Consider the following 24,134-nt stretch of genomic DNA (forward strand, 5'->3'; position numbering starts at 1 on the left):
CGCTATGACCTCCTGCCCGATCGAGGGCTACAGCGCGGGGGCGGGGGCGCCCAGAGTGGTGATCATGAAGGACGCCAGCCTCTCCCGGTCAGGGACAACCCGCCCGCTCCGTTCCGCCCGCGCCGCCCGGTTCCACGGTTTCGCCGCCCAGCTGCCCGGGCTCGCCCTGGCCGTGGGCGTCGCTCTCGTGGCGACCGCGCTGGGCCGGCTGGTCCCCGTCGTCGGCGGGCCGGTGAGCGGGATCGTGCTGGGGGTGCTGGTGGCGGTGGCGGTGCGGCCGGGCGAGCGGACGCGGCCCGGTGTCGCCTTCGCCGCGCGCGGAGTGCTGCAGGCGGCGGTGGTGCTGCTGGGCGCGCAGCTCTCCCTCGGCCAGGTGCTGCGGGTCGGGGCCGGCTCGCTGCCGGTGATGCTGGTGACCCTGGCGGTCTGCCTGGCGGCGGCGTACTGGATCGGGCGCCGCCTCGGCGTCGTCCGCGACCTGCGCACCCTGATCGGTGTGGGCACCGGCATCTGCGGGGCCTCCGCGATCGCCGCGGTGACGCCGGTCATCGGCGCGGCCGAGGCGGAGGTGGCCTACGCCGTCTCCACGATCTTCGTGTTCAACATCGCCGCGGTGCTGACGTTCCCCGCCCTCGGGCATCTGCTGGGCCTGGGCCAGCACGCCTTCGGCCTGTTCGCCGGCACCGCGGTCAACGACATGTCGTCGGTGGTCGCCGCCGCCACCACCTACGGCGGCCCGGCGGCCGACTACGCGGTGGTGGTCAAGCTGGCCCGCACCCTGCTGATCATCCCGGTCTGCCTGGGCCTCGCCGCCCTCGCCCGCCGCCGCGCGCGGACGGCGGACGCGGCCGCCGGCGCCGCCCCGGCGGACCCGAAACGGGCCCTGCCCGCTCCGGTGCGCGTCGGCCGGCTGGTGCCGTGGTTCCTCGTCGGTTTCCTCGTCCTGGCGGCCGCGAACACCGCAGGCCTCGTCCCGGCCGCCGCCCACGGCCCGCTCGGCTCGCTCGCCGGCTTCCTGATCACCGTCGCACTGTCCGCGATCGGCCTGTCCACCGAGCCCGCCGGACTGCGCCGGACCGGCCCCGCTCCCCTGCTGCTGGGCGGCTGCCTGTGGCTGGTCGTCTCCGCCACCAGCCTGGCGGTCCAGTTCGCGACCCGGTACCTGTGACCCGGTACCTGTGTCTCGCGGTGCCTGCGTCCCGGTACCTGTGACTCGCACGCGCCAGGGCTCCCGGCCGCGCTCGGCGGCCGGGAGCGGCCGCCGAGCGCGGCCGGGAGCCCCGGGGGTGGTTCACGCCGTAGGCAGGAGGGGGTCGGAGGCTTCCGGCTCCGCGGGCCCCGCTTCGCCGTCAGATCCGAGCCGCATCTCTGGGGCGGGGCGGCGGAAGCCCTTGGTGATCACCGCGAGCCAGACGATCCCGATGACCAGCCAGCCGAGGCCCAGTCTCACCGCGGTGCCGCCGAGCTGGGTGATCAGGTAGACGTCGACCGCGGCGCCGGCGGCCGGCAGGAGGAGGTACCGCACGGGCGAGTGGCGGGTGCCGGAACGCCACTGCCGCACGGCGTAGGCGATCACACAGACGTTGACGAGCGTGAAGCCCAGGAACGCGCCGAAGTTGATGAAGGAGGTGGCGTCGGCGAGCGAGAGGTTCATGGCCAGCAGGCCGACCGCGCCGATCACCAGCACATTGGTGACGGGGGTGAGCAGCTTGCGGTGCAGGCGTCCGAAGACGCGGCGCGGCAGGGCGCCGTCCCGGCCCATGACGAACATCAGGCGGCTGGTGCTGGCCTGGATGGCGACGCAGGAGGCGAACCCGCCCAGCATGCCGACGATGTTGGCGACGTCCGCGAACGTCTTCCCGCCGACGGTGGTGGACAGCAGGTACCCGGCGGAGTCCTGGTCGGGAAAGGAACCGCCCGGGTGGGCCCACTGCATCAGGAAGGAGATGACGATGAAGATGCCGCCGCCGGTCAGCACGGTCAGGATGATGCTGCGCGGGATCGTGCGCCGCGGGTCGCGCACCTCCTCGCTCAGGGTGCTCACCGCGTCGAAGCCGAGGAAGGCGTAGGCGGCGACGGCCGCGGCGGCGGTGACGGCGGAGAAGCTGGTGGCGTGGTTCCAGAAGGCGTGGCCGGCCGAGGCGGTGCCGCCGTGGCCGAGTCCGTAGTGGACGCACAGCACCGCGAGCACGACCAGGACGGCGGTGACGCCGAGCAGCAGCACCCGGTTGACCCGGTCGGCGACCTTGAGGCCGACGATGTTGATGACGGTGGCGAGCACCACGTTGATGACCAGCCAGGCCCACTCCGGCACGGCCGGGAACTGGGCGTGCAGGTAGATGGCCTGGATGAGCCAGGCGACCATCGGCAGGAAGAGGTAGTCGAGCAGCAGGGCCCATCCGGCCAGGAAGCCGACCCGGGAGTCCAGCTCCTTGCGGGCGTAGGTGTACACGGAGCCGGAGCTGGGGTGGACCTTGGCCATCTTGGCGTAGCTGAGGCCGGTCAGCAGCATGGCGCCGGTGGCGATGGCGTAGGCGGTCGGCGCGGCGCCCTTGCTGGTGGCGGCGATGACGCCGAAGATCGACATGACGACGGCGGGGGCCATGTAGGCGACGCCGAAGGCGACCACGGACAACAGTCCGAGGTCTCCTCGCATACGGGTGGGCTGGTCTGTCACGGGTTGCTCTCCTCCCCGAGGGTACGGCGGGTCTCGGTGCGGGCGCCGGTGTCGCCGGCCCAGGCGGCGGGGTCGATGCGGCCCTGGTACAGGGGCAGGGCCAGGGGCTGGTCGTCGGGGCGGAACTGCTCCCACGGCCGGTTGAGCGCGGCGGTGCCCAGACGGCGTACGTTGGCGACCTCGTCCAGGTCGATCACGTCGGTGAGGGTGGTGTCGCTGTCGGCCGCGGCCTCGGAGCGCACGTTGCCCTGCGGGTCCACGAGCAGGCTGCGGCCGGTGCCGGCGGGGGCGGCGCAGTTGACGCTGGCGACGAACACCTGGTTGACGATGGCGTTGGCGCGGGCCAGCACGGTCTCCTGGGCCCGGTCGCTGCCGGAGGTCAGCACGAAGTTCAGCACCAGCTCCGCGCCCATCCAGGCCAGGTGGCGGGTGGTCTCCGGGAACCACGCGTCGTAGCAGATGGACAGTCCCACGCGGCCGATGCCGTCGAGATCGAAGACGGTGAACCCGGAGCCGGGGGCGACGGTCTCGTAGGGCCGCCACGGGAAGACCTTGCGGTAGGCGGCGATCCGCTCGCCGCGCGGGGAGTACACGGGGGCGGTGTTGTACACGCGCCCGTCGGCCCCCCGCTCGTAGACGCTGCCCGGGGCGAGCCAGACGCCCAGGTCGCCGGCGATCTCGGCGAGGGCGCGGTCACGGGGGCCGTCCAGGGGTTCGGCGAGGGCTTCCGGCAGCTCGGCGGGGGTGAGCGCGGCACCGCCCGCGGGGGCGCCGAGATGCAGCTCGGGATATACGACCAGCGGCGCGGCGGGGAGCCCCGTCGTGCGCTTTCGCACGTCGGCGGCCAGGCCGTCCAGGTCGTCGGCCGGGCGCTGGGCCGCCTGGGCCAGCAGGAGAGGGAGGGGTCGGGACATGGGGCACCGGGTCTTGCCTCGGGGATTCGTTAAACGAAATTTAGTTAACGAATGTGGACCGGTCAATGGATTGCCACAGGTGAGATACGGGCGACCGTCGGCGGTGTGCGAGCATGTCAGCCATGGCCCGACCCAGGAACCAGGCGGAACGCCGCGCCCAGCTCATCGACGCGACCGCCAGGACAGTGGTCGATCTCGGTGCCACCGCCACCAAACTGCGGGACGTCGCCCGGGTCGCCGGGGTCACCCCCGCCTCGGTGCTCTACTACTACGCCGACATCCAGGAACTGTTCGCCGCCGTGTTCGAGCGCAGCGCCGCGACGTACTTCGTCAGGCGAGAGCAGGCCATCGCGGCGGCGGAAGGCCCGGTCGACCGGTTGCGCGCCTGTGTGCGCAGCGGGGTGCCCTGGCCGGGAGAGGGAGAGGAGAGCACGCGGCTGCTCTTCGAGCTGTTCCCGGTGGCCCTGCGCAACGAGGGCGCTGCGGACCGGCAGCGCACCTTCGCGCACCAGCAGTCCGAGCTCTACCGTCAGGTGCTCGAACTCGGGCAGAAGAGCGGGGAGTTCACGCTCACCGGCGACCCCTGGGCCCTGGGACGCTCGTTCGTGGCGCTGGAGGACGGCTACGCGATGGACCTGCTGGTCGGCGACGCGACCGCCCAGGACATCGAGGACCGTCTGCTCGACCACGCCCGCATCGTCACGGGTAACCCGGCCTTCGCCAGGCGTGGTTGACGGGACGCGGGCCGCGCCCGCGCGGCCGCGGTCCGTTGGGGCAGGCGCTTCGCACCCGGAACACGACCGGGCCCCGGCGATCGACGCCGGGGCCCGGGTCCGGGTGCCGCGGACTCAGCGGTCCGTCACTTCGCCACCGTAGGAACGGTGCACGGCGTCGGCGGCCTTGTCGGTCTGGGCGTCGTACTTGTTCCCCGTACGCTCGTCGACCATCCGCTCGGCGCTCTCGACGCCCCTGTCGGCCTGGTCGGGGTGGCTCTTGGCCATCTCCTTGGCCTTGTTCGCCATGTCTCCCAGCTTGCCCATAGGTACCTCCCGGCGATGCGTTGGCGTCGTACCAGGCTGCGGGTACCCGTGCCCCGCCGACACATGCGGTGCCCCACGGACGACGCCCTCCCCGCGGTCCGGGCCGTGAGCGGCTGACGGCCGCCGGACGCTCCGGCGGACCGGCGACCGCGTCGTGCTGGTGCGTCGCCGGGTCCATGTGGTTATCTGGCTCCATGACCGTGCTCGTGACCCGCCGCCACGTTGACTACGGGCGTGTCACCACCACGCGTTGTCCCGCCGCGAGCTGAGTCCGCGCTCCGGCTTCTGACCGGTCTCTTTCCCCCCGCGTCCCGCTGAACGCCGCCCGTTCCAGGGCCGGTTCGCAACGCCGCGGCACTTCCGCGCATCCGTGTCCGGCATCCGTGTCCGCATCGCGCGTCCGTGTCCGCATCGCGCGTCCGTGTCCGTATCCGTATCCGCGTCCGTATCCGTATCCGCGTCCAGCACCGCGCGCCTCCGCTCTCCGCACCCGCACTCGTAAGCGCACCCGCACTCGCACTCGCACTCGCACGAGGAGCCCCACCATGAGCCAGCCCATCGACTCCGTCACCGCGGGCCACACCCCGGAGGAACCCACCGGCCCCGACACCTCCGCGTGGTCCTTCGAGACCAAGCAGATCCACGCGGGCGCCGAACCCGACCCGACGACCGGCGCCCGGGCGACTCCCATCTACCAGACGACGTCGTTCGTCTTCCGGGACACCCAGCACGCCGCTGACCTGTTCGCGCTGGCCGAGCCCGGCAACATCTACACCCGCATCCACAACCCCACCCAGGACGTCTTCGAGCAGCGCGTCGCCGCCCTGGAGGGCGGGGTGGCGGCCGTGGCCCTCGCGTCCGGGCAGGCGGCGGAGACCCTGGCGATCCTGACGCTGGCGCGGTCCGGCGACCACATCGTCTCCAGCACGTCGCTGTACGGCGGCACCTTCAACCTGTTCCGGCACACGCTGCCGAGGCTGGGCGTCGAGGTGTCGTTCGTGGACGACCCGGACGACCTCGAGGCGTGGCGGGCGGCGATCCGCCCGAACACCAAGGCGCTGTTCGCGGAGACCCTGGGCAACCCGCGCGGCAACGTGCTCGACGTGCGGGGCGTCGCGGATGTGGCGCACGCGGCCGGGGTGCCGCTGATCGTGGACAACACGGTCCCGACTCCCTATCTGCTGCGGCCCGTCGAGCACGGCGCCGACATCGTCGTCCACTCGGCGACCAAGTTCCTGGGCGGACACGGCACGGCCGTCGCGGGTGTGGTCGTCGACGGCGGCACCTTCGACTTCGGCGCGCACGCCGAGCGGTTCCCGGACTTCACCGAGCCCGATCCCAGCTACCACGGGCTGCGGTACTGGCCCGCGCTCGGCCCGGGGGCGTTCGCCGTCAAGCTCCGGGTGCAGCTGCTCCGCGACCTCGGGCCGGCCCTCTCCCCGCACTCCGCCTTCCTGCTCCTGCAGGGCGTGGAGACCCTCAGCCTGCGGCTCGACCGCCACTCGGCCAACGCGCAGGCCCTCGCCGAGTGGCTGGAGCAGCGGGACGAGGTGGCCGCCGTGCACTACCCCGGGCTGGAGAGCAGCAGGTGGTACGAGGCGGGGCGGAAGTACCTGCCCCGGGGCGCGGGCGCCGTCGTCTCCTTCGAACTCCGGGACGGCGTCGAGGCCGGCAAGCGGTTCGTGGACGCCGTGGAGCTGTTCAGCCACCTCGCCAACATCGGTGACGTCCGCAGCCTCATCATCCACCCGGCGTCCACCACGCACAGCCAGCTCGACGAGGAGCAACTGGCTGCCACCGGCACCTCACCGGGCCTGGTGCGCCTGTCGGTCGGCATCGAGAACCTCGCCGACCTCAAGGCCGACCTGGAGGCGGGGTTCCGCGCGGCCAAGGGCGCGTCCTGAACACCGTGCTGACGCCGCCCGAGGCTCCCCTCCCGCCGGCCTCCGGGGCCTGGCGGGAGGGGGACCCGCCGGGCCGTCGCCGGTGGTACGAGCACGCCGGGCCGCTGCCGTTGGAGGCGGGCGGTGAACTCCCGGACGCGCGCCTGGCGTTCGAGACCTGGGGGCGGCTCGCCGACGACCGCTCCAACGCGGTGCTGGTGCTGCACGCGCTGACCGGCGACAGCCACGCCGCCGGCGACGCCGCACCCGGTCACCCCACCCCCGGCTGGTGGGACGGGCTCATCGGCCCGGGACGCGCCCTCGACACGGACCGCTGGTTCGTCGTGGCGCCGAACGCGCTCGGCGGCTGCCAGGGCAGCACCGGGCCCTCGTCACGCGCGCCGGACGGACGCCCCTGGGGCGGCCGCTTCCCCTTCCTGACGCAGCGCGACCAGGTGGCGGCCGAGGCCGGCCTGGCCGACCGGCTGGGCATAGACCGCTGGGCGCTGGTGGCCGGCGGGTCGATGGGCGGCATGCGCGCACTGGAGTGGGCCGTGTCGTATCCGGAACGCACCCGGGCCCTCCTGGTGCTCGCCACGGCGGCCGCGGCGAGCGCGGAACAGATCGCGTGGGCGGCCGTCCAGCTGCACGCCGTGCGCGCGGACCCGCACTGGCGCGGCGGCGACTACCACGACGCCGGTCCCGGACTCGGCCCGCACGCGGGACTCGGCCTGGCCCGCCGCCTCGCCCACGTCACCTACCGCAGCGAACCGGAGCTCCGGGACCGCTTCGGCCGCGCGCCGCAGGGTGCCGAGGACCCCTGGCGCGGCGGCCGGTACCGGGTCGAGTCCTACCTCGACCACCACGCCGCCAAGCTGGTGCACCGCTTCGACGCGGGCAGTTACGTCACCCTGACGGAGGCCATGAACAGTCATGACGTCGGCCGTGGCCGGGGCGGTGTCCGCGCCGCCCTCGGCCGTGTGAGGGCCAGGACGCTCGTGGCCGGCGTCGACTCCGACCGGCTCTACCCGCTGTCCCAGCAGGCCGAACTGGCGGCCGGCATCCCCACCGCGGACCACCTGCGGGTGATCGGGTCCCCGCGCGGCCACGACGGCTTCCTCACCGAGGTGGAGCAGGTCGGCGCGCTGGTGGGAGAACTTCTCGGGTAGGGCCGGACCCCGGCGGGTCCGGCCCGTCCGCGTTCAGCTCACCGGCGCTGCCACTCCTCGGCCGGGAGCCGGTAGGAGCGCACGCGGTCCTCGTGGTCGTGGGTGATGGTGGTGACGACCGGCTCGTCCGCTCCGGTGGCCTCCGGGAGTCGTTCGAGGCAGGGGCCTTGCCCGGCCATCTTCCCTATAATTCCTATCGATTTACTAGGGAAGCGTTGACGTGCCCCCGGCGGGATGCGCAGGATGATGTACGCACCGTCCACGCGGCGGCCGTTCGCCCGTCGTCCGCGCGCCGGGTGCGAGGCACCCGGCCGGCCCGGCGGCACGGGCGGCCGGCCGAGGCCGTCGCCGCCCGGCAGTTCGCCGTCGACTTCGAGGAGACCTCCACCATGGGCGTTGCCACCGCGCCGGCCGGCCCCCTCGCGGACGCGGACCTGACCGGGCCCGGCCGTGCGCACTGGCTGCGCGTGGCGCGCGAGTCGGCGGACGACCTGGCCACGGACGCGGTGGCCCGCGAGCAGGCGGGCAAGCCCCCGCTGGACGAGGTGTCCCGGCTGCGCGAGGCGGGCCTGCTGACACTCCTCGTGCCCGCCGGGTCGGGCGGAGGCGGCGCGGACTGGCCCACGGCCTACGCCGTGGTCCGGGAGATCGCCACGGCCGACGCCGCGATCGGCCAACTCCTGGCCGGCCACTACTTCCTGTCGTGGAGCGCCCGGTTCCTCGCCGAGCCCGCCCACGCCGCCCGGCTCGAGCGGCAGTGCGCGGCGGAGCAGTGGTGCTGGGGCGGCGGACTGGCCGGGCAGGACGTACCGCTGACGCTGGCCAGGGCGCGCGGCGGCCAGGTGCTCGACGGACGGCAGAGCTACGCCACCGGCGTCCTGGTCGCCGACCGCCTCGCCGTGCGGGCCGTGCGGGCCGACACCGGCGAACCGCTGGCCGTCGTCGTCGATCCGGCCCGCCACGGGGTCGGCACCGGCGGCGACGCCGACGCCTTCGGCCAGCGCCTCGCAGCGGGCGGGAGCGTGGAGTTCGACGCGGTGCCGGTCACCCCCGACGACGTGCTGGGTTCCCTGTCCGTGGACGAGGACGACCTGTCGCCCGTGACCGCCATGGCGTCACCGGTCGGGCGCCTCCTCTCCGTCCAGCTCCGCCTCGGCATGGCCGAAGGAGTGCTCGCCGAAGCGCGGGAGTACAGCAGGGCGGGCCACGCGCACCGGCACGCCGCCCGGCCGGCCGGCGCCCCCCAGGACCCGCACGCACTGGCCGCCTACGGGGAGCTCACCGTCCTGACCCGCTCCGCGTCCGCGCTCGCGGACCAGGCGCTGGAGGCCGTGCACGCCGGGCTGGCACGCGGCGAGGACCTCACCTACGACGAGTACGCGGACGTCTCCGTCCTCGTCGCCATGGCCGAAGCCGCCTCCTCCCGGGCCGCGCAGGAGTCCACCGCCCGCGCCCTCGACATCGTCGGCGCCCGCTCCGCGTCCATGCGGCTCGGCTTCGACCGCTTCTGGCGCAACGCCCGTACCCACACCCTGTACGAGCCGGTCGGGCCCCGGCTCCGCGAGGTGGGGGACTACTTCCTCAACGGCACGCATCCGCCGTTCGTCCTGCCCGTCTGACCGCCGCCGTCCATCATGCGAACACCCTCTTGGGGCGGACGCCTCCTTCTGCCACGATCCCTAGCAACCAGGTAGGAAAGCTAGGGAAGACGGGGTGGGGTCATGAGGCCGGCGAACCGCGCGCTCCTGACGCCGCCCCCGCTGACCTCGCGCCGGCACATCGACTTCGGCCGCACGTCCAGCGCCATCTGTCGGCCCGTCTGAGCCGTCCGCGGACCGCGCCGCTCCCGGCGGGCGGTCCGCCGCCGCCCGGTCCGCCCGCCACCGCGCCCGCTCCGGGGTCCGGAAACGCCCGTTCCGCCGCCGCGGGCCGGCGAGCCGAGCACCCGCGCCCGGCCGCGTTCGGCCCTCGCGGCACCACGTGCGCAGCCGGCTTCGCGCGGCCCGTGTCACCACGTCCGCAGCTCCCCGCACACCCCTTCGCCGAGAGGACACCTCCGTGTCTGCCGCAAGACCGCTCACCACCCTGCGCACCATCGCCGTCGTAGCGGCGCTCCCCGTCCTGCTGACCGCCTGCGGGTACGGTTCCGACTCCACCGACGACGGGAAGAAGACCGCGGTCGCGGCGGGCGCGAAGAAGCTCTCCGCCGACGAGGTGAAGATCGGCTACTTCCCGAACCTCACGCACGCCACCGCACTGGTGGGCGTGCAGGAGGGCCTGTTCCAGAAGGAGCTCGGCGGCACCACGATCAAGACCTCCACCTTCAACGCCGGCCCTTCGGAGATCGAGGCGCTCAACGCCGGGTCCATCGACATCGGCTGGATCGGCCCCTCCCCCGCCATCAACGGCTACACCAAGTCCAAGGGCAAGAACCTGCGGATCATCGGCGGTTCGGCCTCCGGCGGCGTGAAGCTGGTCGTGAACCCGAAGAAGATCAAGTCCCTGAAGGACGTCAAGGGCAAGAAGATCGCCACGCCGCAGCTCGGCAACACCCAGGACGTCGCCTTCCTCAACTGGATCGCCCAGCAGGGCTGGAAGGTCGACGCCGAGAGCGGCAAGGGCGACGTCTCCGTCGTCCGCACCGACAACAAGATCACGCCGGACGCCTACAAGTCCGGCTCCATCGACGGCGCCTGGGTGCCCGAGCCGACGGCGTCCAAGCTGGTCGCCGAGGGCGGCAAGGTGCTGCTGGACGAGTCGACGCTGTGGCCCGGCAAGAAGTTCGTGATCACGAACATCATCGTGTCGCAGAAGTTCCTCAAGGAGCACCCGGACGTCGTCGAGGCCGTGCTGCGCGGCTCGGTGCGGACGAACGAGTGGATCAACGCCAACCCCGGCGAGGCTAAGGCGTCCGCCAACAAGGCACTGGAGAAGCTGTCGAGCAAGGCGCTGCCCGCCGATGTCATCGACCCGGCCTGGAAGTCCATCGCCTTCCTCGACGACCCGCTGGCCTCCACCCTCGACGCCGAGGCGCGGCACGCGGTGACGGCGGGCCTGCTGGACAAGCCGGACCTGAAGGGCATCTACGACCTCGCCCCGCTCAACAAGGTCCTCAAGGCCGAGGGCAAGGGCCCGATCGACGCCGCCGGCCTCGGCACCGAGTAACGCCGCCCGCGGCGGTTCCGCGCCACCCGGCCGGGTCCTGCCGTCTTAGGGGCCGCACCACCTCACAGGAATACCCCCCGGGGTACTCGTGTTACGTTGGAACACATACCCGGGGGGGTAATCTCTGGAAGGGACATCTCCGTGTTCTTCGTCGACACCATCGAGCTCGAGGGGCTGGGCAACCGCCACTACCTGGCCGGCGGCCGGGAGACGGCCGTGGCGGTGGACCCGCCGCGCGACTTCGATCAGGTCCTGGCGGCGGCCGCCCGGCGCGGGGTGCGGATCTCGCACGTGGTGGAGACCCACATCCACAACGACTACGTCACCGGCGGCCTCGAACTGGCCCGGGTGACGGGAGCGACCTACCTGGTGCCGGGCGGGGCGGACGTGTCGTTCGCCCGGGTGCCGGTGCGCGACGGCGACACCGTCACCGTCGACAGCGGCCTCGAACTGCGCGCCGTGGCCACGCCCGGCCATACCCCGCACCACACCTCCTACGTGCTGAGCGAGGACGGCGTACCGGTGGCCGCGTTCACCGGCGGGTCGCTTCTGATCGGCACGGTGGGCCGCCCCGACCTGGTCGAGCCCCGCCTGACCGAGCGGCTGGCGCGTGCGCAGCACGCCTCGGCCCACCGGCTCGCGGCCGAGCTGCCGGACGAGACGCCGGTGCTGCCCACGCACGGCTTCGGCAGCTTCTGCTCCTCGGCGCAGGCGGAGGGCGACGCCACCACGATCGGCAAGGAGAAGGCCGTCAACGCGGCGCTCACGCAGGACGTGGACTCCTTCGTCGCGGACCTGCTCGCCGGTCTCGAGGACGTCCCCGCCTACTACGCGCACATGGGTCCGGCCAACGCCGCCGGTCCGGCTCCGGTCGACCTCACTCCCCCGGCCGTCGCGGACGCCGACGAGATCGCCGCCCGGCTCGCGGCCGGTGAGTGGGTGGTGGACCTGCGCAACCGGGTCGCGTTCGCGCGCGGCCACGTCGCCGGCTCCTTCAACTTCGAGGCGGACGGCAAGATCGCCACCTATCTGGCCTGGATGATCCCGTGGGGCAAGCCGGTCACCCTGCTCGCCGAGTCCCCCGAGCAGCTCGCCGCCGCCCAGCGGGAGCTGGTCCGGGTGGGCATCGACCGGCCCGCCGCCGCGGCGACGGGCACGCCCGAGCAGTGGGTGCCCGAGGGCGGCCGGCCGGTGTCCTTCCCCCGCTCCACCTTCGCCGGCCTGGCCGAGCGCGGCACGGACGGCGTGGTCGTGCTGGACGTGCGCCGGGACTCCGAGCGGGCCGGCGGACACATCGAGGGTTCGGTGCACATCCCGGTCCACGAGCTGCACAAGCGGCTCGCCGAGGTACCGGCGGGCACCGTCTGGGTGCACTGCGCCGGCGGAATGCGAGCCGCCATCGCCGCCTCGCTGCTCGACGCCGCCGGGCGGGACGTCGTGGCCGTGGACGACGGCTTCGACGCCGCCGCCCCCGCCGGGCTGACCGTGGTCACCGGCTGACCGGCCCTGGCACCCACCCCCATTCGACTTTCCGAGAGGTTGTGTGATGTTCCTCTTCCGTAGCGGCGACCACCGCGTCACCGTGGACGAGGCCCACCGGCGCACCCAGGGCCCCGAGGCCCCGGCCGTCCTGCTGGACGTGCGCGAGCGGGACGAGTGGAACGCCGGGCACGCGCCCGGCGCGGTCCTCGCGCCGCTGTCCCGGCTGACCGCCGGGGCGGCGCTGCCGGCCGCCGCCCGGCAGCGGCCCCTGGTGGTGATCTGCCGCAGCGGGCACCGCTCGCGGCGGGCCGCCGAGCTGCTCGCCCAAGGGGGCGCCGAGGCGGTGGACGTCAAGGGCGGCATGAAGGCGTGGGCCGCCGCCGGGCATCCGGTCGTCGACGAACGCGGGAACCACGGATCGATAGCATGACCGCCCTGCTCCTCGCGCTCGTCGCCGGCGCCGTCGTCGGCCTGGCCCTCGGCGGGCTGGGCGGTGGCGGCAGCGTCCTCGCGGTGCCCGCGCTGATCTACCTGCTCGGCCTCACCCCGGCGGAGGCGACCACGGCCGCCCTGGTCATCGTCACCCTGACCTCGGTCACCGCCCTCGTGGGGCACGCCCGGGACGGCAACGTGTCCTGGCGCACCGGCCTGCTCTTCGCGGCGGCGGGCATCGTGCCCGCGATGATCGCCGGGGCCGCCGCCGGACACCTGCCCCAGGCCGTGCTGACCGCCGCCTTCTCCGTCGTCGCGGCGCTCGCCGCACTGCGTATGCTGCGTCCGGCCCGGACCGGCGCCACCGGGACGGTACGGCCCGCGAAGGCCGGCGCCGCCGGTGCCGGGCTCGGCGCGGTGACCGGGTTCCTCGGCGTCGGCGGCGGCTTCCTCGCCGTGCCGGCCCTGGTCGGTGTGCTGAGCCTGCCCATGCGCCGCGCCGTCGGCACCAGCCTGCTGGTCATCACGGTCAACTCGCTGGCCGCGCTCGGGGCCCGGGCCGGCACCGGCACACAACTGGACTGGGCGGTCGTCGCCCCGTTCACCGCGGCGGCGATCCTCGGCGCCTGGGACGGCAAACGGCTCTCCAAGAAGATCAAGGGCCAGGCCCTGCAGCGTCTGTTCGCCTGCGTCCTGCTAGCCGTGGCCGCCCTGATGCTCCTCGACGCGCTCCTGTGACCACGGCGGGACCCTCGGGCCCGGCCGTCACGGTCCTGCGCACCTCCACAGCAGTCCGGCCCCGGTACGGGGCACCTCCGCACACAAGGATGAGATCCACGATGAACACCCCCGTCACCCTCGACCCCCAGCAGGCCGGCGACCGGCTGCACGAACTCACCGTCATCGACGTCCGCACTCCGGGCGAGTACGCCGGCGGCCACATTCCCGGCGCCCTCAACATCCCGCTCGACCAGCTCGGCCGGGCGCTGCCGGAGATCCGGGCCGCCGCCGGACGCGGCGAGGTCCTGATGGTCTGCGCCTCCGGCGCCCGCTCCGCCAACGCCTGCCGGACGCTCGCCGAGAACGGCGTGCGGGCCGCCACCCTCGTCGGCGGCACCGGCGCCTGGGCCGCCCAGGGCAACGCGCTCGCCCGCCCCGAGGGCGGCACCCGGGCGGTCTGGGGCATGGAGCGGCAGGTGCGCCTGGCCGCGGGCTCCGCGGTCCTGCTCGGGCTTGCGCTCGGCGAGTTCGTGCACCCCGCCTTCCGGCTGCTGTCCGCGGGCATCTCGGGCGGCCTGGTCTTCTCGGCCGTGACCAACACCTGCGGCATGGCCGCGCTGCTGGCCAAGCTGCCGCACAACCGGCCCCGCCAGGCCGACCTCGAGACGACGCTGGCCCGCCTGCGCGGCAACTGACCGGGGCGGTCGCGAGCGGCACGCCGCGTGGCCGCCGGTGACGGTGCGCCGGTGCGGTTCCGCACGCGGCGAGGGGTGACCCCGGGAGCCGGGATCACCCCTCGCGCTTCGGCGGCCCCGTCAGCCGAGGTCGCGCACCCCGATGGCCTGGATACCGCGGCCGTGCGTGGCCGCGTACAGGGTGCCGCCGTCCGGGCTGAGCTTCAGCTGCAGCACGGCGACGGCCGGGAGGGAGCCGACGCGCCGCCACTCGCTGTGACCCGGGGCGCGGTGGACGACACCGAGGTCGGTGGCGAGGACGAGACCGCCGTTCGGCGTCACCACGGCCGAGTCGGCCGGCACGTCGGGAAGGTTCGCCGAGACGTCCTTCCAGGTGGTGCCGCCGTCGGTGGACTCGAAGACGTGGCCGGCGCCGGCGCCGGGGCCCTCGGTCCAGTGCCGCGAGAAGCCGTTCACCGTGAGGAAGACGTGCTCGGCGTTCTTCGGGTCGACGGCGAAACCGCTGAGGTACCGGTTGGGCACCGTGCCGTCCGCTCCGGTGGCCGGCAGGCTGATGTCGTGCCAGCCGGTGCCGTCCGCGTTGCCGACGGCGATGCCGCGGGCGAACCCGTCCTCGTTGCAGGGCCCGCACCAGGCCGCGTACACCTTGCCGCCCGAGGCGGCGACGGCGGTGGCGGTGCGGCCGGCGCCGAGGTCGTACACGCTGCGCCACTCGGAGCCGCTGCGGATGGCGTAGCCGTGGTCCTGCACCCAGATGTGGCGGCCGCCCGCGATCCAGGTGGCGCTGTTCCTCAGGTCGGCGGCGAGCGGTGCGATGAAGCGGGCCTCGCCGGTGGCGTTGTCGGCCGGGGCCACGTTGTACGAGGTCGCCTTCGCGGGGTCGGTCATCCAGGAACCGTCGTTGACGGCGCAGTTCTGGGTGACCTGGACGGCGAGGTAGACGTACTCCTCGGCGAGGTTGCAGCCGTTCGCCGGGTCGGTGAGGGTGTCGCCGCCGTCACCGCCGAAGTCGGAACCCATCACCTTGTCGTCGCTGCGCAGGATCGACTGGCCGTTGTCCTGCAGACCGCCGGTGACGGCCACCCCGTGGTGGTCCGGGTCCTTGCCGACGCCCACCGAGTAGTACTGCAGGGTGTCGATGGTGCCGTCGTTGAGCGAGGCCCAGTCGGTGGCGTGGCCGGAGGAGTCCTGGGAACCGCGCACCGGGCGCCGGTACGCGCCGCCGTCGTTGCCGACGTAGACGTAGCTGCGGCCGTGGTAGCGGCCGATCGCCACGCCGTGCTGGTCGGAGTGCGTGGTCTGGCTGCAGCTTCCGGACTGCCGGGCGGGATCGATGCTCCAGCACGGGAAGTTGAAGTTCCAGTACGGGCCGACGGTGGACCAGGAGGCGCCGCCGTCCTTGGTCTCGTAGACCTCTTCGAGGCCCGCGTACACGTGCTCGGGGTCGGCCGGGTCGACGGTCAGGAACTGGTTGTACCAGGCCTGTACGCCCGGCATGTATCCGGCGGTGGTCAGCGCGGAGCCGTCGGCGGCGAGCTGCTTGTAGTCGGCGATCCTGGTCCAGGGGCCGAAGGGCGAGGCGGCCCGGTAGATGCCCTGCAGGCCGCTGTCCGGGTTGGTGGCCATCTGCTCGGGCGACTGGTCGATCGCGTAGTAGCGCGAACCGTCGGCGGAGCGGGCGAAGGTGACCGTGCCCACGTTGCCGGCGTCGGTCGGCAGTTCGCCGAAGCCGCTGGTGATCCGCCGCCAGCCGCCCGCGGTCCGGGTGTAGAAGCCGTTGTAGTCGTCACCGCTGCGCCAGCCGACCGCGAGGATCACCCGGGAGGGGTTCTTCGGGTCGACGGCGATGTCGTTGGTGATGTTCTTGTACGCGGCGTGCGCGTCCGTCGCCTTCGAACCGCCGGGCAGGTAGTCGGGGTTGGGCGCGAACTCCAGCTTCCAGTGGCCGCGCAGGTTCTTGGTGGAGTGGCTCCACACGCCTTCGCTGGTCGCCGCCCAGACCTTGCCGCCGCCGAACCGCAGTTGGCGCACGGTGGTGCTCTCCAGCTCGTCGCCGCCGACCCGGCTGCGGGCGCTGAAGGCGCCGTGGTGCGGGTCGGACAGCACGTACACGCCGCTGCCCAGGTAGGCGTCGGCGTTGGTGTTGGCCTCGCCGGTGCCGAGCCACAGCCGGCCGGCGCCGTCGACGGCGAGCGCGCCGGTGGACTGCGAGGGCAGCCGGTCGCTGATGGACCGCCAGTGGCCGCCGCCGGTCCGGGAACGCCACACTCCGCCGCCGGCGCTGCCCGCGTAGACGTAGCCGTCGTCGTCGGCGGCCATCGCGGCCATCCGGCCGGTGACTTCGCCGGACCCGCCGCTGGAGTTGGAGTCGATGTCGCGGTACCGGGGGTCGTCGGAGTCGTAGGCAAGTCCGGTGACGTGCCGCCAACTCCCCTTGGTCCGCTTCAGGTCGTTCAGGCTCCGCCAGGCGGCGCCGTAGGCGCCCGGTGCGACGACGCCCGGCGCGGTGCGGGCCTCGGCGTACTGGTCGGCGCCTTCGGCTATCTCGTCGGCCTCGTTGCCGTCGTCCCCGTCCTCCGGTTTCAGCCGGGGGGCGGCCCCCACCGTGTGCTCGCGCTGGGCGGCGAGCCGGTCGAGGGCGCGGACCCCGAAGGGACCGCCGTGGCCACCGGGCGCGGCGCTCGCGGGTATCGCGACGAGCCCGGCTGTTGCGGTGATGGCGCAGATCGTGAGCCATCGTCTTCTGCGGGTTGGTGCTGGCACCGGATCCTCCCGAACGGGTGTGGTACAGCCGTCGCAGCAGACCCGATCACGAGCGGGCGGAGGGATCCGGCACTTGGCCAACTCTTTGTCCGGAACCTGACATTGCGAGAGAGAGGGCGGTGCGGACGCGGCGGGAGCCGGCCGCGGGCCCGCGTTTGACCCTCGACCTGGTCGAGGGCCCAGAGTTGCGGGTGTGGAGAGCGAGATGCGCAGTATCGGGGAGATGGCCCGCGACAGCGGACTGGGCGTGAGCGCCCTGCGGTTCTACGACCGGGCGGGTGTGCTGGTCCCGGTCCGGGTGGACCCGGTGAGCGGGTACCGCTGGTACGGCCCCGGACAGCTGGACGAGGCCCGGGTGCTGGCGCTGCTGCGCCGGGCCGGGATGCCGCTGGCCGACGTCCGGCTGGTACTGGCCGCCTGGTCCGGCGCCGACACCGGCCTGGTCCGCAAGCTGCTGCAGACCCACCTGGGCCGCCTGGAGGCGGGGCTGTCCGACGCCCGCACCGGGTTCTCCACGCTCCGAGCCCTACTCGACCAGAGGGAGAACCCCATGACCACCCCGCTCCGCACCGCCCCCGTGCACCTGTCCGTACCAGCGCCTGCCCTGGCGGCGGCCCTGGACGCGGTGCGCTTCGCGGTCGGCACCGATCCCGAACTGCCCATGCTGGGCGGCGTCCTGTTCGACGCCGAAGGCGACGCCCTGAACACCGTGGCCACCGACCGCTACCGAATGGCGGTCGCCCGGGCCGCGACCACCGGACACGACGGCACGGGCGCCCGGTTCCTCGTGCCCGCTCCGCTCACCGACGCCATGCGGGCGCTCCTGGACGGCACGGAGACCGCCCGGCTGACCCTGGACGGCGACCGGGTGACGCTGGAGGCCGGCGACCGCCAGGTGGCCGGCCTCCACCTCGGCCACGAGTTCCCCGACTACCGCCGCCTGGTCCAGCTCCCGGCGGGACGCCGCGCCCTCGTCGACGCGCCCGCCTTCCGCGAGGCGCTGGCGACCGGACCGGTCCACGAACAGGACGGCTCCGCGGCCGTCCTGAGCGTCCTGGACATCACGGACGACGGCACGGCGACCGTCTGCGAGGACACCGAACCGGGCCAGGGCCGCATCGCCGTCAACCGCGACTTCCTCCTGCAGGCCCTCACCGCCGTGCCCCACACCCACCTCGTCCTGGAGTCCACCTCCCCGACGGCCCCCCTGGCGATCCGCCACCCCGACGACGACCACACCTTCTCCCTCCTCATGCCGGTGCGGCTGGAGGACTGAGGCGACGGTGAAGTGACAGATGGGGCCGCCCAGCGCCAAGATCGTCCTGCTGGGTTGCCCCCAGCTCTTCGACGAGGACTCCCTCACCCGTGCGAGCGGCGTCGGCGGGCGGGGATGATCCGCATCAACGCCATGGCCCGGACCATGGCGAGCGCACAGCAGCAGATGGTCACGACGCTGCACTCGTCCGGCGTGCCGGTGAGCTACGAGTCGCCCGATCCGGACTTCGCGGGCCGGCGCGCCTGCGGCGATCCCGAGGGCATCAACAAGATCGTCGTCGCCCCGCAGGGGAACGGTGACTTCCGCTGCAAGCCGGGAGGAAGCTGGTGCGTCAGCCGGGAGAGTTTCCACCCCCCCGGGACCGGTACGAGCGCCTACGCGCAGGCGTTCGCCCGTGCCGTGGGCAAGCTGTGACCCGCCGTGCCCGCTGACGGCCGGGGCAGGACCGCCGGGTGGGCGAAGGCGCTGGCCGCCTTCGTCCTCCTGGTCCTGTTCCCGCTGGTGATCTGGTTGTTCGTCTCCTTCCACGGGTCGGGCGCGTTCCCCTGGTGAGACCGATGAGGCTGTCCGGGGACGGGGTAAATCCCTGCCCCCGGCGCAAGCGCTCTCTGTACACCGGACAGGGCCCCGGCCACCGTGCGACACGGTGGCCGGGGCCCTGTCGCGGCCCGTGGGCGCTCAGGCACGTCGCGGCCGCGGGGCGCTCAGGCACGTCGCGGCCGGTGGGCGCTCAGGCGCGTGGCGGCCGCGGGGCGCTCAGGCGCGCAGCCACACCGCCGTGTCACGCGGCAGCCGGCCCGCTTCGTCCAGCGGGCCGCTGGCGAGCAGCAGCGCCTCGTGCGGCGGGAGTCCGGCCAGCCGCCCGGAGAGGTTGACGACGCAGACCAGACCGGGCGCCCGGGCGAAGGCCAGCACTCCGTCAGCGGCGGGCAGCCAGGTGAGGGGGCCGTCCCCGAGGCCCGGCTCGCAGCGGCGCAGTCGCAGGGCCGCGCGGTACAGCGCGAGCATGGAGTCCGGGTCGGCCGTCTGCCGGTCGACGGCGTAGCGGCCCCAGCCCTCGGGCTGCGGGAGCCAGGGCCCGGCCCCGGTGCCGAATCCGCACCAGGGGGCGTCGGCCTCCCACGGCAGCGGGACGCGGCAGCCGTCCCGTCCCGGGTCGGTGCCTCCCGAGCGGAAGTGCATGGGGTCCTGGATGCTCGCCCGCGGGACGTCGGCCTCGGGCAGCCCCAGCTCCTCCCCCTGGTAGAGGTAGACCGAGCCGGGCAGGGCCAGGGTCAGCAGGGCGGCGGCGCGGGCCCGCCGGGTGCCCAGCGCCAGGTCGGTCGGGGTGCCGAAGGTCTTCTTCGCGAAGTCGAACGAGGTGTCGGCACGCCCGTAGCGGGTGACGGTACGGGTGACGTCGTGGTTGCACAGCACCCAGGTGGCGGGGGCTCCGACGGGGGCGTGCTCGGCGAGGGTGTCGTCGATCGCGCGCCGCAGCCGGTCCGGCTCCCAGGGGCAGGCGAGGAAGTTGAAGTTGAAGGCGGTGTGCAGCTCGTCGGGGCGCAGGTAGCGGGCGAAGCGCTCGGCGTCCGGCAGCCAGACCTCGCCGACGAACACCGCCCCGTACTCGTCGGCGATCGACCGCCAGGAGCGGTAGACGTCGTGCAGCTCGTCCTGGTCGATGTACGGGTGCGGGTCCACGCCCTCCTCGAAGTCGGCTAGCGCGGGATCCTTGACCAGCAGGGCGGCGGAGTCGATGCGCACGCCGGCGACGCCGCGTTCGAACCAGAACCGCAGGATCTCCTCGTGCTCCCGGCGGACCGCGGGGTGGGCCCAGTTGAGGTCGGGCTGCTGCGGGGTGAACAGGTGCAGGTACCACTCGCCGTCGGGCACCCGGGTCCAGGTGGGGCCGGAGAACTGCGACGGCCAGTCGTTGGGCGGCAGTTCGCCGTTCTCGCCGCGCCCGGTCCGGAAGTGGAACAGCTCCCGCTCGGGGCTGCCGGGCCCGGCGGCCAGCGCGGCGCGGAACCAGGGGTGCTGGTCGGAGACGTGGTTCGGGACGATGTCGACGATGACGCGGATGCCCAGTTCGGCGGCCTCCGCGATGAGCTTCTCGGCTTCGGCGAGGGTGCCGAACGCCGGGTCGATGGTGCGGTAGTCGGAGACGTCGTAGCCGCCGTCCACCAGCGGGGAGGCGTACCAGGGGGTGAACCAGACGGCGTCGACGCCCAGTTGCGCGAGGTGGGGCAGTCTCGCCCGGACTCCCGCGAGGTCCCCGGTGCCGTCGCCGTCGCCGTCGGCGAAGCTGCGCGGGTACACCTGGTAAATGACGGCTTCGCGCCACCAGTCGTCGGTGCGGGGCGAGTGAGGGGCTGCCAACTGACGTTCCTTTCGGGCAGGGTGGATCTCCGCCGCCGGCCCGGATGCTGCGGGGCGTCGGACGGGCCGGCGGCGAAGGCTGGGGAGGGCAGGACGGGGGCGGGCCGTGCGGTCAGCCCTTGAGGCCGCCGGCGGTCAGGCCGCTCATGATGTTCCGCTGGAAGACCAGGAAGATCAGCAGGGTCGGCAGCGAGGCGATCGTCAGGGCGGCGATCAGGATGTTCACGGGCACCCCGGTGGAGAGCGAGTAGATGCCCACGTTGAGCGTCTGCCTGGTCGGGTCGGGAAGGGTGAGCATCGGCCAGAGGAAGTCCTTCCAGACGCCGACGATCGCGAAGATCGACACCACCCCGAGGATGGGCCGGGAGAGGGGCAGCACGATCGACCACAGGACGCGCGTCGGGGAGGCGCCGTCCATGGCGGCCGCGTCGAGGAGTTCCTTCGGGATGGAGTCGAAGAACCGCTTCAGCAGGAAGATGTTGAAGGCGTTGGTGACGGAGGGCAGCCAGATCGCCCACGGCGAGTCGAGCAGGTTGCGGTGCACGAACGGCACGTCGAGGACGGTCAGGTACTGGGGTACGACGAGCACGGTGGCCGGGATCATGAGCGTGGCCAGCATCATGCCGAGGATCGCCTTGCCGAGGACCGGGCGCAGCCTGGACAGCGAGTAGGCGGCGGCGACGTCCAGGACGAGCTGGCAGGCCAGCGCGCCGAACGCGTAGAACGTCGTGTTGAGCAGCAGCCGGGAGAGGTCCATGACGTCCCAGGCGCGGCTGTAGTTGCCCGGCGTGAAGGACCTCGGCACCAGGGTCGGCGGGGTCTGGATCACCTCCTGGGGGTCCTTGACCCCGCTGGAGGCCAGCCAGTACAGCGGTCCGAGGAACACCAGGGTGAAGGCCGCGACGACCACGGTGAACGCCGCCCAGTACAGGAACCTGCCGCGTGACTTGGCGAGTTGGGCCGGTGAGATGAGTGTGCGCGTGGACATGCCGGTCTCCCCCGTCTACTCGTCGCCGGCGCGGCTGAGCCGCACGTACGCCGCCGAGAACCCGGCGAGGAGTACGAGCAGGAGCAGGCCGAGCGCCGCCGCGGCACCGTAGTTGTTGAAGTTGAAGGCGTACTGGTAGATCAGGTAGACGACGGTGGTGGTCGAACCCTCGGGGCCGGCGCCGCCGGTGAGCAGGAACGGCTCGACGAAGACCTGCATGGTCGCGATGACCTGCATCAGCAGCATCAGCGAGAGGACCAGCCGGGTCTGCGGGACCGTGACGTGCCAGACCTTGCGCAGCAGGCCGGCGCCGTCGAGCTCGGCCGCCTCGTACAGCTCGCCGGGGATGCCCTGGAGCGCGGCGAGGTAGATCAGGGTCGCGCCGCCCATGTTCATCCAGGTCGAGGCGATGACGACGGACAGCATCGACAGGCCGGGGTCCTGCAGCCACTGCTGCTCGGGCAGGTGCAGGAAGCCCAGCAACTCGTTGAGCAGACCGTACCCGGGGTCGTAGAGGTACTTGAAGAGCAGTACGGAGGCGACCGGCGGGAGCATCACGGGCAGGTAGACCAGGAGCCGGAGGTAGCCCTGGCCGTGCCGGAACTCGTTGATGACGATGGCGGTGACGAAGGGCACCGCGAAGCCGAGGAGCAGCGCCAGCAGGGTGAACAGCAGGGTGTTGCGCCAGGCCTGCCAGAAGGCGGGGTCGTGGTAGACGGTCTCGAGGTTGTCCAGGCCGACCCAGCGGGTCCCGCCGTTGCCGGTCTTCTGGAACGCGAGGGCGAACTCCCTGATCATGGGGTACCAGGAGAACACCGCGAAGCAGACGACCGCGCCGATGAGGAAGCCGTGGGCGGTCAGGTTGCGCCGCAGGCTCCGGGCGAACCGGCCGTCGGGGGGCGGCGGGCCCGCGGTGCGCGGGGATGCCGGGCGGGCGGGGCCCGCCGTGCTCGGGGTCAGACTGGGGGCCGCCATCGTCGCTCCTTGGTGCTCGGCTGCCGGGTTGCTGGGGCACAGGGGCCGCGGGGGTCGGGCCGCGGCGGCGCGGACGCGGTGCTCCCGGCGGGGGCCGCCCGTGGGCCCCGCCGGGAACCGGTCACTGGTTGGCGAGGACCTGGTCGACCTGTGCCTCGGCCGTGGAGAGCAGCTTGTCGACGTCGGCGTCCTTATTGGTGAGGATGCCGGACATCACGTTGTCGAGGACCTTGTAGATCTCCTGCGCCTTGGGCGGTTCGGCCTTGCCGGGCACCGGGTTGTCCATGAACGTCTTGAAGTTGGTGACCGGCATGGTGGCGTTCGCGAGCCGTGCCGCGTCGTCCTTCTTCTTCGACTCCCCCAGCCAGAAGTTGGGCTGCGGGACGCCGACCGGCAGCTTGTCGGCCTTGGTGCGGGCCCAGTCGAACTGGCCCTTGCCGACGGTGAGGTTCTTGAAGTCCAGCCAGGCGATCGCGGCCTTGATCTTGTCGCCGGAGATGCCGCTCTTGATCATGTAGTTGTTGCCGCCGGCCAGTGTGCTCTTCTCGCCCGGGATCGGGCCCATGCCGAAGTTCTCGTACTCGGCGCCGAGTTGCTGGACCATGTAGGCGATGTCGTCGGGGGCGGCGAGGAACATGCCGAGCTTGTCGCTCGCGATCTGCTTCTGCAGGTCGCCCCACTTCAGCAGCTGGGTCTTGCCCATGCTGTCGTCGTCCCAGCGCATGGCGTGCAGGTTGCGCGCCACCTGACGGCCGATGTCGTTGTTGAAGGCGGCCTTCTTCCCGCTCGCGTCCACGATGTCGCCGCCGAGGCTGTACACCTGGGCGGTGAAGTGCCAGCCGCCGGTGTTGGCCGCGCTGTAGTCGCCGTAGCCGGCGATGCCGTTGCCGAGGGCTGCGATCTTCTTTGCCGCGGCGCGGACCTCGTCCCAGGTGCGCGGCGGGGAGTCGGGGTCGAGGCCGGCCTGCTTGAAGAGTTTGCGGTTGATGAGCAGGCCCATGGTGTAGTTGCTGGTGGGCAGGCCGTAGAGCTTGCCGTCGTGCTTGAGCGAGCCGAGCACGTTCGGGTCGATGTCCTTCAGCAGCGGGACCGTCCTGTCGTTGACGTAGGCCGTGATGTCGGCGGCGCCGTCGTTGTCGAGGACCTGCGGCAGGTCGGTGAAGTACGTGTAGAACACGTCGGGCTGGGACTTGGCCTTGAGCATCGCGGTGAAGCGGGGCGGCTCCAGGCACTGGCCCGGGGTGGAGCGGCCCTCGATGGTCACGTTCGGGTACTTCTTGTTGAACTCGGCGACGTCCTGCTTCCACTCCCGCAGCTCGGCCGCCTTGGCCGCGGGGGGCATGCAGTCGATGGTGATCGTCACCTTGGTCTTGGGATCCAGGGGGGCGGCCGGGTCGGAGGAGCCACCTCCGTCGGAACCACCGGCGCCGTTGTCGCTCGCGCTGGTGCCGCAGGCGGCGAGCGCGGTCAGGGCGAGCGCGGAGACGAGGGCGACCGCGCCGGAGCGGCGGGTACGGCGGAACCGGGCACTTCTCATGGGTGGTCCCCTTCGGGCATGAACGGTGAGGTCGCCCCACCGTCGGTGCGACTCGGT

At 72.9% G+C, this 24,134-nt stretch carries 22 protein-coding genes; 13 read left to right on the forward strand and 9 right to left on the reverse strand.

Features of this window, described 5'->3' with window-relative positions:
* Window positions 1-4 precede the first annotated feature (4 nt).
* Window positions 5-1,168, forward strand: coding sequence for a YeiH family protein (locus tag TNCT1_RS22240; protein ID WP_235902820.1), 1,164 nt, complete (start codon window positions 5-7; stop codon window positions 1,166-1,168).
* A 123-nt stretch (window positions 1,169-1,291) separates the two neighbouring features.
* Here the strand turns inward: TNCT1_RS22240 and TNCT1_RS22245 are convergent, their stop codons facing one another.
* Window positions 1,292-2,677, reverse strand: a complete 1,386-nt coding sequence (locus TNCT1_RS22245) for an APC family permease (protein ID WP_143634906.1) — start codon at window positions 2,675-2,677, stop codon at window positions 1,292-1,294.
* Window positions 2,674-3,591: a carbon-nitrogen hydrolase family protein gene (locus TNCT1_RS22250; protein ID WP_143634908.1), complete on the reverse strand. Its 918-nt coding sequence runs from the start codon at window positions 3,589-3,591 to the stop codon at window positions 2,674-2,676. Before TNCT1_RS22250 ends, TNCT1_RS22245 begins: the two co-directional genes overlap by 4 nt.
* 122 nt (window positions 3,592-3,713) lie before the next feature.
* Here TNCT1_RS22250 and TNCT1_RS22255 point away from each other — a divergent pair, with 122 nt between their 5' ends.
* Window positions 3,714-4,325, forward strand: coding sequence for a TetR/AcrR family transcriptional regulator (locus TNCT1_RS22255; protein WP_143634909.1), 612 nt, complete (start codon window positions 3,714-3,716; stop codon window positions 4,323-4,325).
* Window positions 4,326-4,439: 114 nt separating this feature from the next.
* On the opposite strand, the gene TNCT1_RS22260 is transcribed toward TNCT1_RS22255, so the two are convergent.
* The gene (locus TNCT1_RS22260; RefSeq protein WP_143634911.1) at window positions 4,440-4,631 is read right to left on the reverse strand and encodes an antitoxin; all 192 of its coding nucleotides are present in this window, start codon (window positions 4,629-4,631) and stop codon (window positions 4,440-4,442) included.
* A gap of 545 nt (window positions 4,632-5,176) precedes the next feature.
* Here TNCT1_RS22260 and TNCT1_RS22270 point away from each other — a divergent pair.
* Complete coding sequence (locus tag TNCT1_RS22270) at window positions 5,177-6,535, forward strand: bifunctional o-acetylhomoserine/o-acetylserine sulfhydrylase (RefSeq protein WP_143634915.1); 1,359 nt, start codon at window positions 5,177-5,179, stop codon at window positions 6,533-6,535.
* A 5-nt stretch (window positions 6,536-6,540) separates the two neighbouring features.
* Window positions 6,541-7,683, forward strand: a complete 1,143-nt coding sequence (locus TNCT1_RS22275; RefSeq protein WP_143634917.1) for a homoserine O-acetyltransferase — start codon at window positions 6,541-6,543, stop codon at window positions 7,681-7,683.
* 38 nt (window positions 7,684-7,721) lie between these two features.
* Here TNCT1_RS22275 and TNCT1_RS22280 read toward each other — a convergent pair whose 3' ends face one another.
* Window positions 7,722-7,862 (reverse strand): hypothetical protein, encoded by a 141-nt coding sequence (locus tag TNCT1_RS22280; RefSeq protein ID WP_373920497.1) that lies wholly within the window; start codon window positions 7,860-7,862, stop codon window positions 7,722-7,724.
* Between the two features lie 210 nt (window positions 7,863-8,072).
* Here TNCT1_RS22280 and TNCT1_RS22285 point away from each other — a divergent pair, with 210 nt between their 5' ends.
* From TNCT1_RS22285 to TNCT1_RS22310, 6 genes are all read left to right on the forward strand, one after another.
* A complete protein-coding gene (locus TNCT1_RS22285) occupies window positions 8,073-9,302 on the forward strand; it encodes an acyl-CoA dehydrogenase family protein (RefSeq protein ID WP_143635123.1) in 1,230 nt (409 codons plus the stop codon).
* A 439-nt stretch (window positions 9,303-9,741) separates the two neighbouring features.
* Window positions 9,742-10,848, forward strand: coding sequence for an aliphatic sulfonate ABC transporter substrate-binding protein (locus tag TNCT1_RS22290; protein WP_143634919.1), 1,107 nt, complete (start codon window positions 9,742-9,744; stop codon window positions 10,846-10,848).
* Between the two features lie 141 nt (window positions 10,849-10,989).
* Window positions 10,990-12,348, forward strand: coding sequence for an MBL fold metallo-hydrolase (locus TNCT1_RS22295; RefSeq protein WP_143634921.1), 1,359 nt, complete (start codon window positions 10,990-10,992; stop codon window positions 12,346-12,348).
* Window positions 12,349-12,394: 46 nt separating this feature from the next.
* The gene (locus tag TNCT1_RS22300; protein WP_174266396.1) at window positions 12,395-12,760 is read left to right on the forward strand and encodes a rhodanese-like domain-containing protein; all 366 of its coding nucleotides are present in this window, start codon (window positions 12,395-12,397) and stop codon (window positions 12,758-12,760) included.
* The gene (locus tag TNCT1_RS22305) at window positions 12,757-13,500 is read left to right on the forward strand and encodes a sulfite exporter TauE/SafE family protein (protein WP_143634925.1); all 744 of its coding nucleotides are present in this window, start codon (window positions 12,757-12,759) and stop codon (window positions 13,498-13,500) included. The genes TNCT1_RS22300 and TNCT1_RS22305 overlap by 4 nt, the downstream gene beginning before the upstream one ends.
* A gap of 101 nt (window positions 13,501-13,601) precedes the next feature.
* Complete coding sequence (locus tag TNCT1_RS22310) at window positions 13,602-14,177, forward strand: rhodanese-like domain-containing protein (protein WP_143634928.1); 576 nt, start codon at window positions 13,602-13,604, stop codon at window positions 14,175-14,177.
* 120 nt (window positions 14,178-14,297) lie between these two features.
* Here the strand turns inward: TNCT1_RS22310 and TNCT1_RS22315 are convergent, their stop codons facing one another.
* Window positions 14,298-16,940 (reverse strand): glycosyl hydrolase, encoded by a 2,643-nt coding sequence (locus TNCT1_RS22315; protein ID WP_143634930.1) that lies wholly within the window; start codon window positions 16,938-16,940, stop codon window positions 14,298-14,300.
* A 205-nt stretch (window positions 16,941-17,145) separates the two neighbouring features.
* On the opposite strand from TNCT1_RS22315, the gene TNCT1_RS22320 reads away from it, so the two are divergent.
* From TNCT1_RS22320 to TNCT1_RS36695, 3 genes are all read left to right on the forward strand, one after another.
* On the forward strand, window positions 17,146-18,216 hold the full coding sequence (locus TNCT1_RS22320; RefSeq protein WP_235902822.1) for a MerR family transcriptional regulator: 1,071 nt from the start codon (window positions 17,146-17,148) through the stop codon (window positions 18,214-18,216).
* Between the two features lie 114 nt (window positions 18,217-18,330).
* The gene (locus tag TNCT1_RS22325) at window positions 18,331-18,630 is read left to right on the forward strand and encodes a hypothetical protein (RefSeq protein WP_143634932.1); all 300 of its coding nucleotides are present in this window, start codon (window positions 18,331-18,333) and stop codon (window positions 18,628-18,630) included.
* A gap of 6 nt (window positions 18,631-18,636) precedes the next feature.
* On the forward strand, window positions 18,637-18,768 hold the full coding sequence (locus TNCT1_RS36695) for a hypothetical protein (RefSeq protein WP_268894181.1): 132 nt from the start codon (window positions 18,637-18,639) through the stop codon (window positions 18,766-18,768).
* 204 nt (window positions 18,769-18,972) lie between these two features.
* On the opposite strand, the gene TNCT1_RS22330 is transcribed toward TNCT1_RS36695, so the two are convergent.
* From TNCT1_RS22330 to TNCT1_RS22345, 4 genes are all read right to left on the reverse strand, one after another.
* Window positions 18,973-20,577, reverse strand: coding sequence for an alpha-amylase family glycosyl hydrolase (locus TNCT1_RS22330; protein WP_143634934.1), 1,605 nt, complete (start codon window positions 20,575-20,577; stop codon window positions 18,973-18,975).
* Window positions 20,578-20,689: 112 nt separating this feature from the next.
* A complete protein-coding gene (locus TNCT1_RS22335) occupies window positions 20,690-21,565 on the reverse strand; it encodes a carbohydrate ABC transporter permease (RefSeq protein WP_143634936.1) in 876 nt (291 codons plus the stop codon).
* A gap of 15 nt (window positions 21,566-21,580) precedes the next feature.
* Window positions 21,581-22,540, reverse strand: a complete 960-nt coding sequence (locus TNCT1_RS22340; RefSeq protein WP_143634938.1) for a carbohydrate ABC transporter permease — start codon at window positions 22,538-22,540, stop codon at window positions 21,581-21,583.
* A 121-nt stretch (window positions 22,541-22,661) separates the two neighbouring features.
* Complete coding sequence (locus tag TNCT1_RS22345) at window positions 22,662-24,077, reverse strand: extracellular solute-binding protein (RefSeq protein ID WP_143634940.1); 1,416 nt, start codon at window positions 24,075-24,077, stop codon at window positions 22,662-22,664.
* Window positions 24,078-24,134 lie beyond the last annotated feature (57 nt).

It is taken from the genome of Streptomyces sp. 1-11, assembly GCF_007176755.1.
GTDB lineage: Bacteria > Actinomycetota > Actinomycetes > Streptomycetales > Streptomycetaceae > Streptomyces.

Excerpts from the sequence above, each read along its gene's own strand:
- TNCT1_RS22240 (WP_235902820.1), top strand. The coding sequence starts at position 5 with ATGACCTCCTGCCCGATCGAGGGCTACAGCGCGGGGGCGGGGGCGCCC.
- TNCT1_RS22250 (WP_143634908.1), bottom strand. The coding sequence starts at position 3,591 with ATGTCCCGACCCCTCCCTCTCCTGCTGGCCCAGGCGGCCCAGCGCCCG.
- TNCT1_RS22255 (WP_143634909.1), top strand. The coding sequence starts at position 3,714 with ATGGCCCGACCCAGGAACCAGGCGGAACGCCGCGCCCAGCTCATCGAC.
- TNCT1_RS22260 (WP_143634911.1), bottom strand. The coding sequence starts at position 4,631 with ATGGGCAAGCTGGGAGACATGGCGAACAAGGCCAAGGAGATGGCCAAG.
- TNCT1_RS22270 (WP_143634915.1), top strand. The coding sequence starts at position 5,177 with ATGAGCCAGCCCATCGACTCCGTCACCGCGGGCCACACCCCGGAGGAA.
- TNCT1_RS22280 (WP_373920497.1), bottom strand. The coding sequence starts at position 7,862 with ATGGCCGGGCAAGGCCCCTGCCTCGAACGACTCCCGGAGGCCACCGGA.
- TNCT1_RS22285 (WP_143635123.1), top strand. The coding sequence starts at position 8,073 with ATGGGCGTTGCCACCGCGCCGGCCGGCCCCCTCGCGGACGCGGACCTG.
- TNCT1_RS22300 (WP_174266396.1), top strand. The coding sequence starts at position 12,395 with ATGTTCCTCTTCCGTAGCGGCGACCACCGCGTCACCGTGGACGAGGCC.
- TNCT1_RS22305 (WP_143634925.1), top strand. The coding sequence starts at position 12,757 with ATGACCGCCCTGCTCCTCGCGCTCGTCGCCGGCGCCGTCGTCGGCCTG.
- TNCT1_RS22310 (WP_143634928.1), top strand. The coding sequence starts at position 13,602 with ATGAACACCCCCGTCACCCTCGACCCCCAGCAGGCCGGCGACCGGCTG.
- TNCT1_RS22320 (WP_235902822.1), top strand. The coding sequence starts at position 17,146 with ATGCGCAGTATCGGGGAGATGGCCCGCGACAGCGGACTGGGCGTGAGC.
- TNCT1_RS22325 (WP_143634932.1), top strand. The coding sequence starts at position 18,331 with ATGATCCGCATCAACGCCATGGCCCGGACCATGGCGAGCGCACAGCAG.
- TNCT1_RS22335 (WP_143634936.1), bottom strand. The coding sequence starts at position 21,565 with ATGTCCACGCGCACACTCATCTCACCGGCCCAACTCGCCAAGTCACGC.
- TNCT1_RS22340 (WP_143634938.1), bottom strand. The coding sequence starts at position 22,540 with ATGGCGGCCCCCAGTCTGACCCCGAGCACGGCGGGCCCCGCCCGCCCG.
- TNCT1_RS22345 (WP_143634940.1), bottom strand. The coding sequence starts at position 24,077 with ATGAGAAGTGCCCGGTTCCGCCGTACCCGCCGCTCCGGCGCGGTCGCC.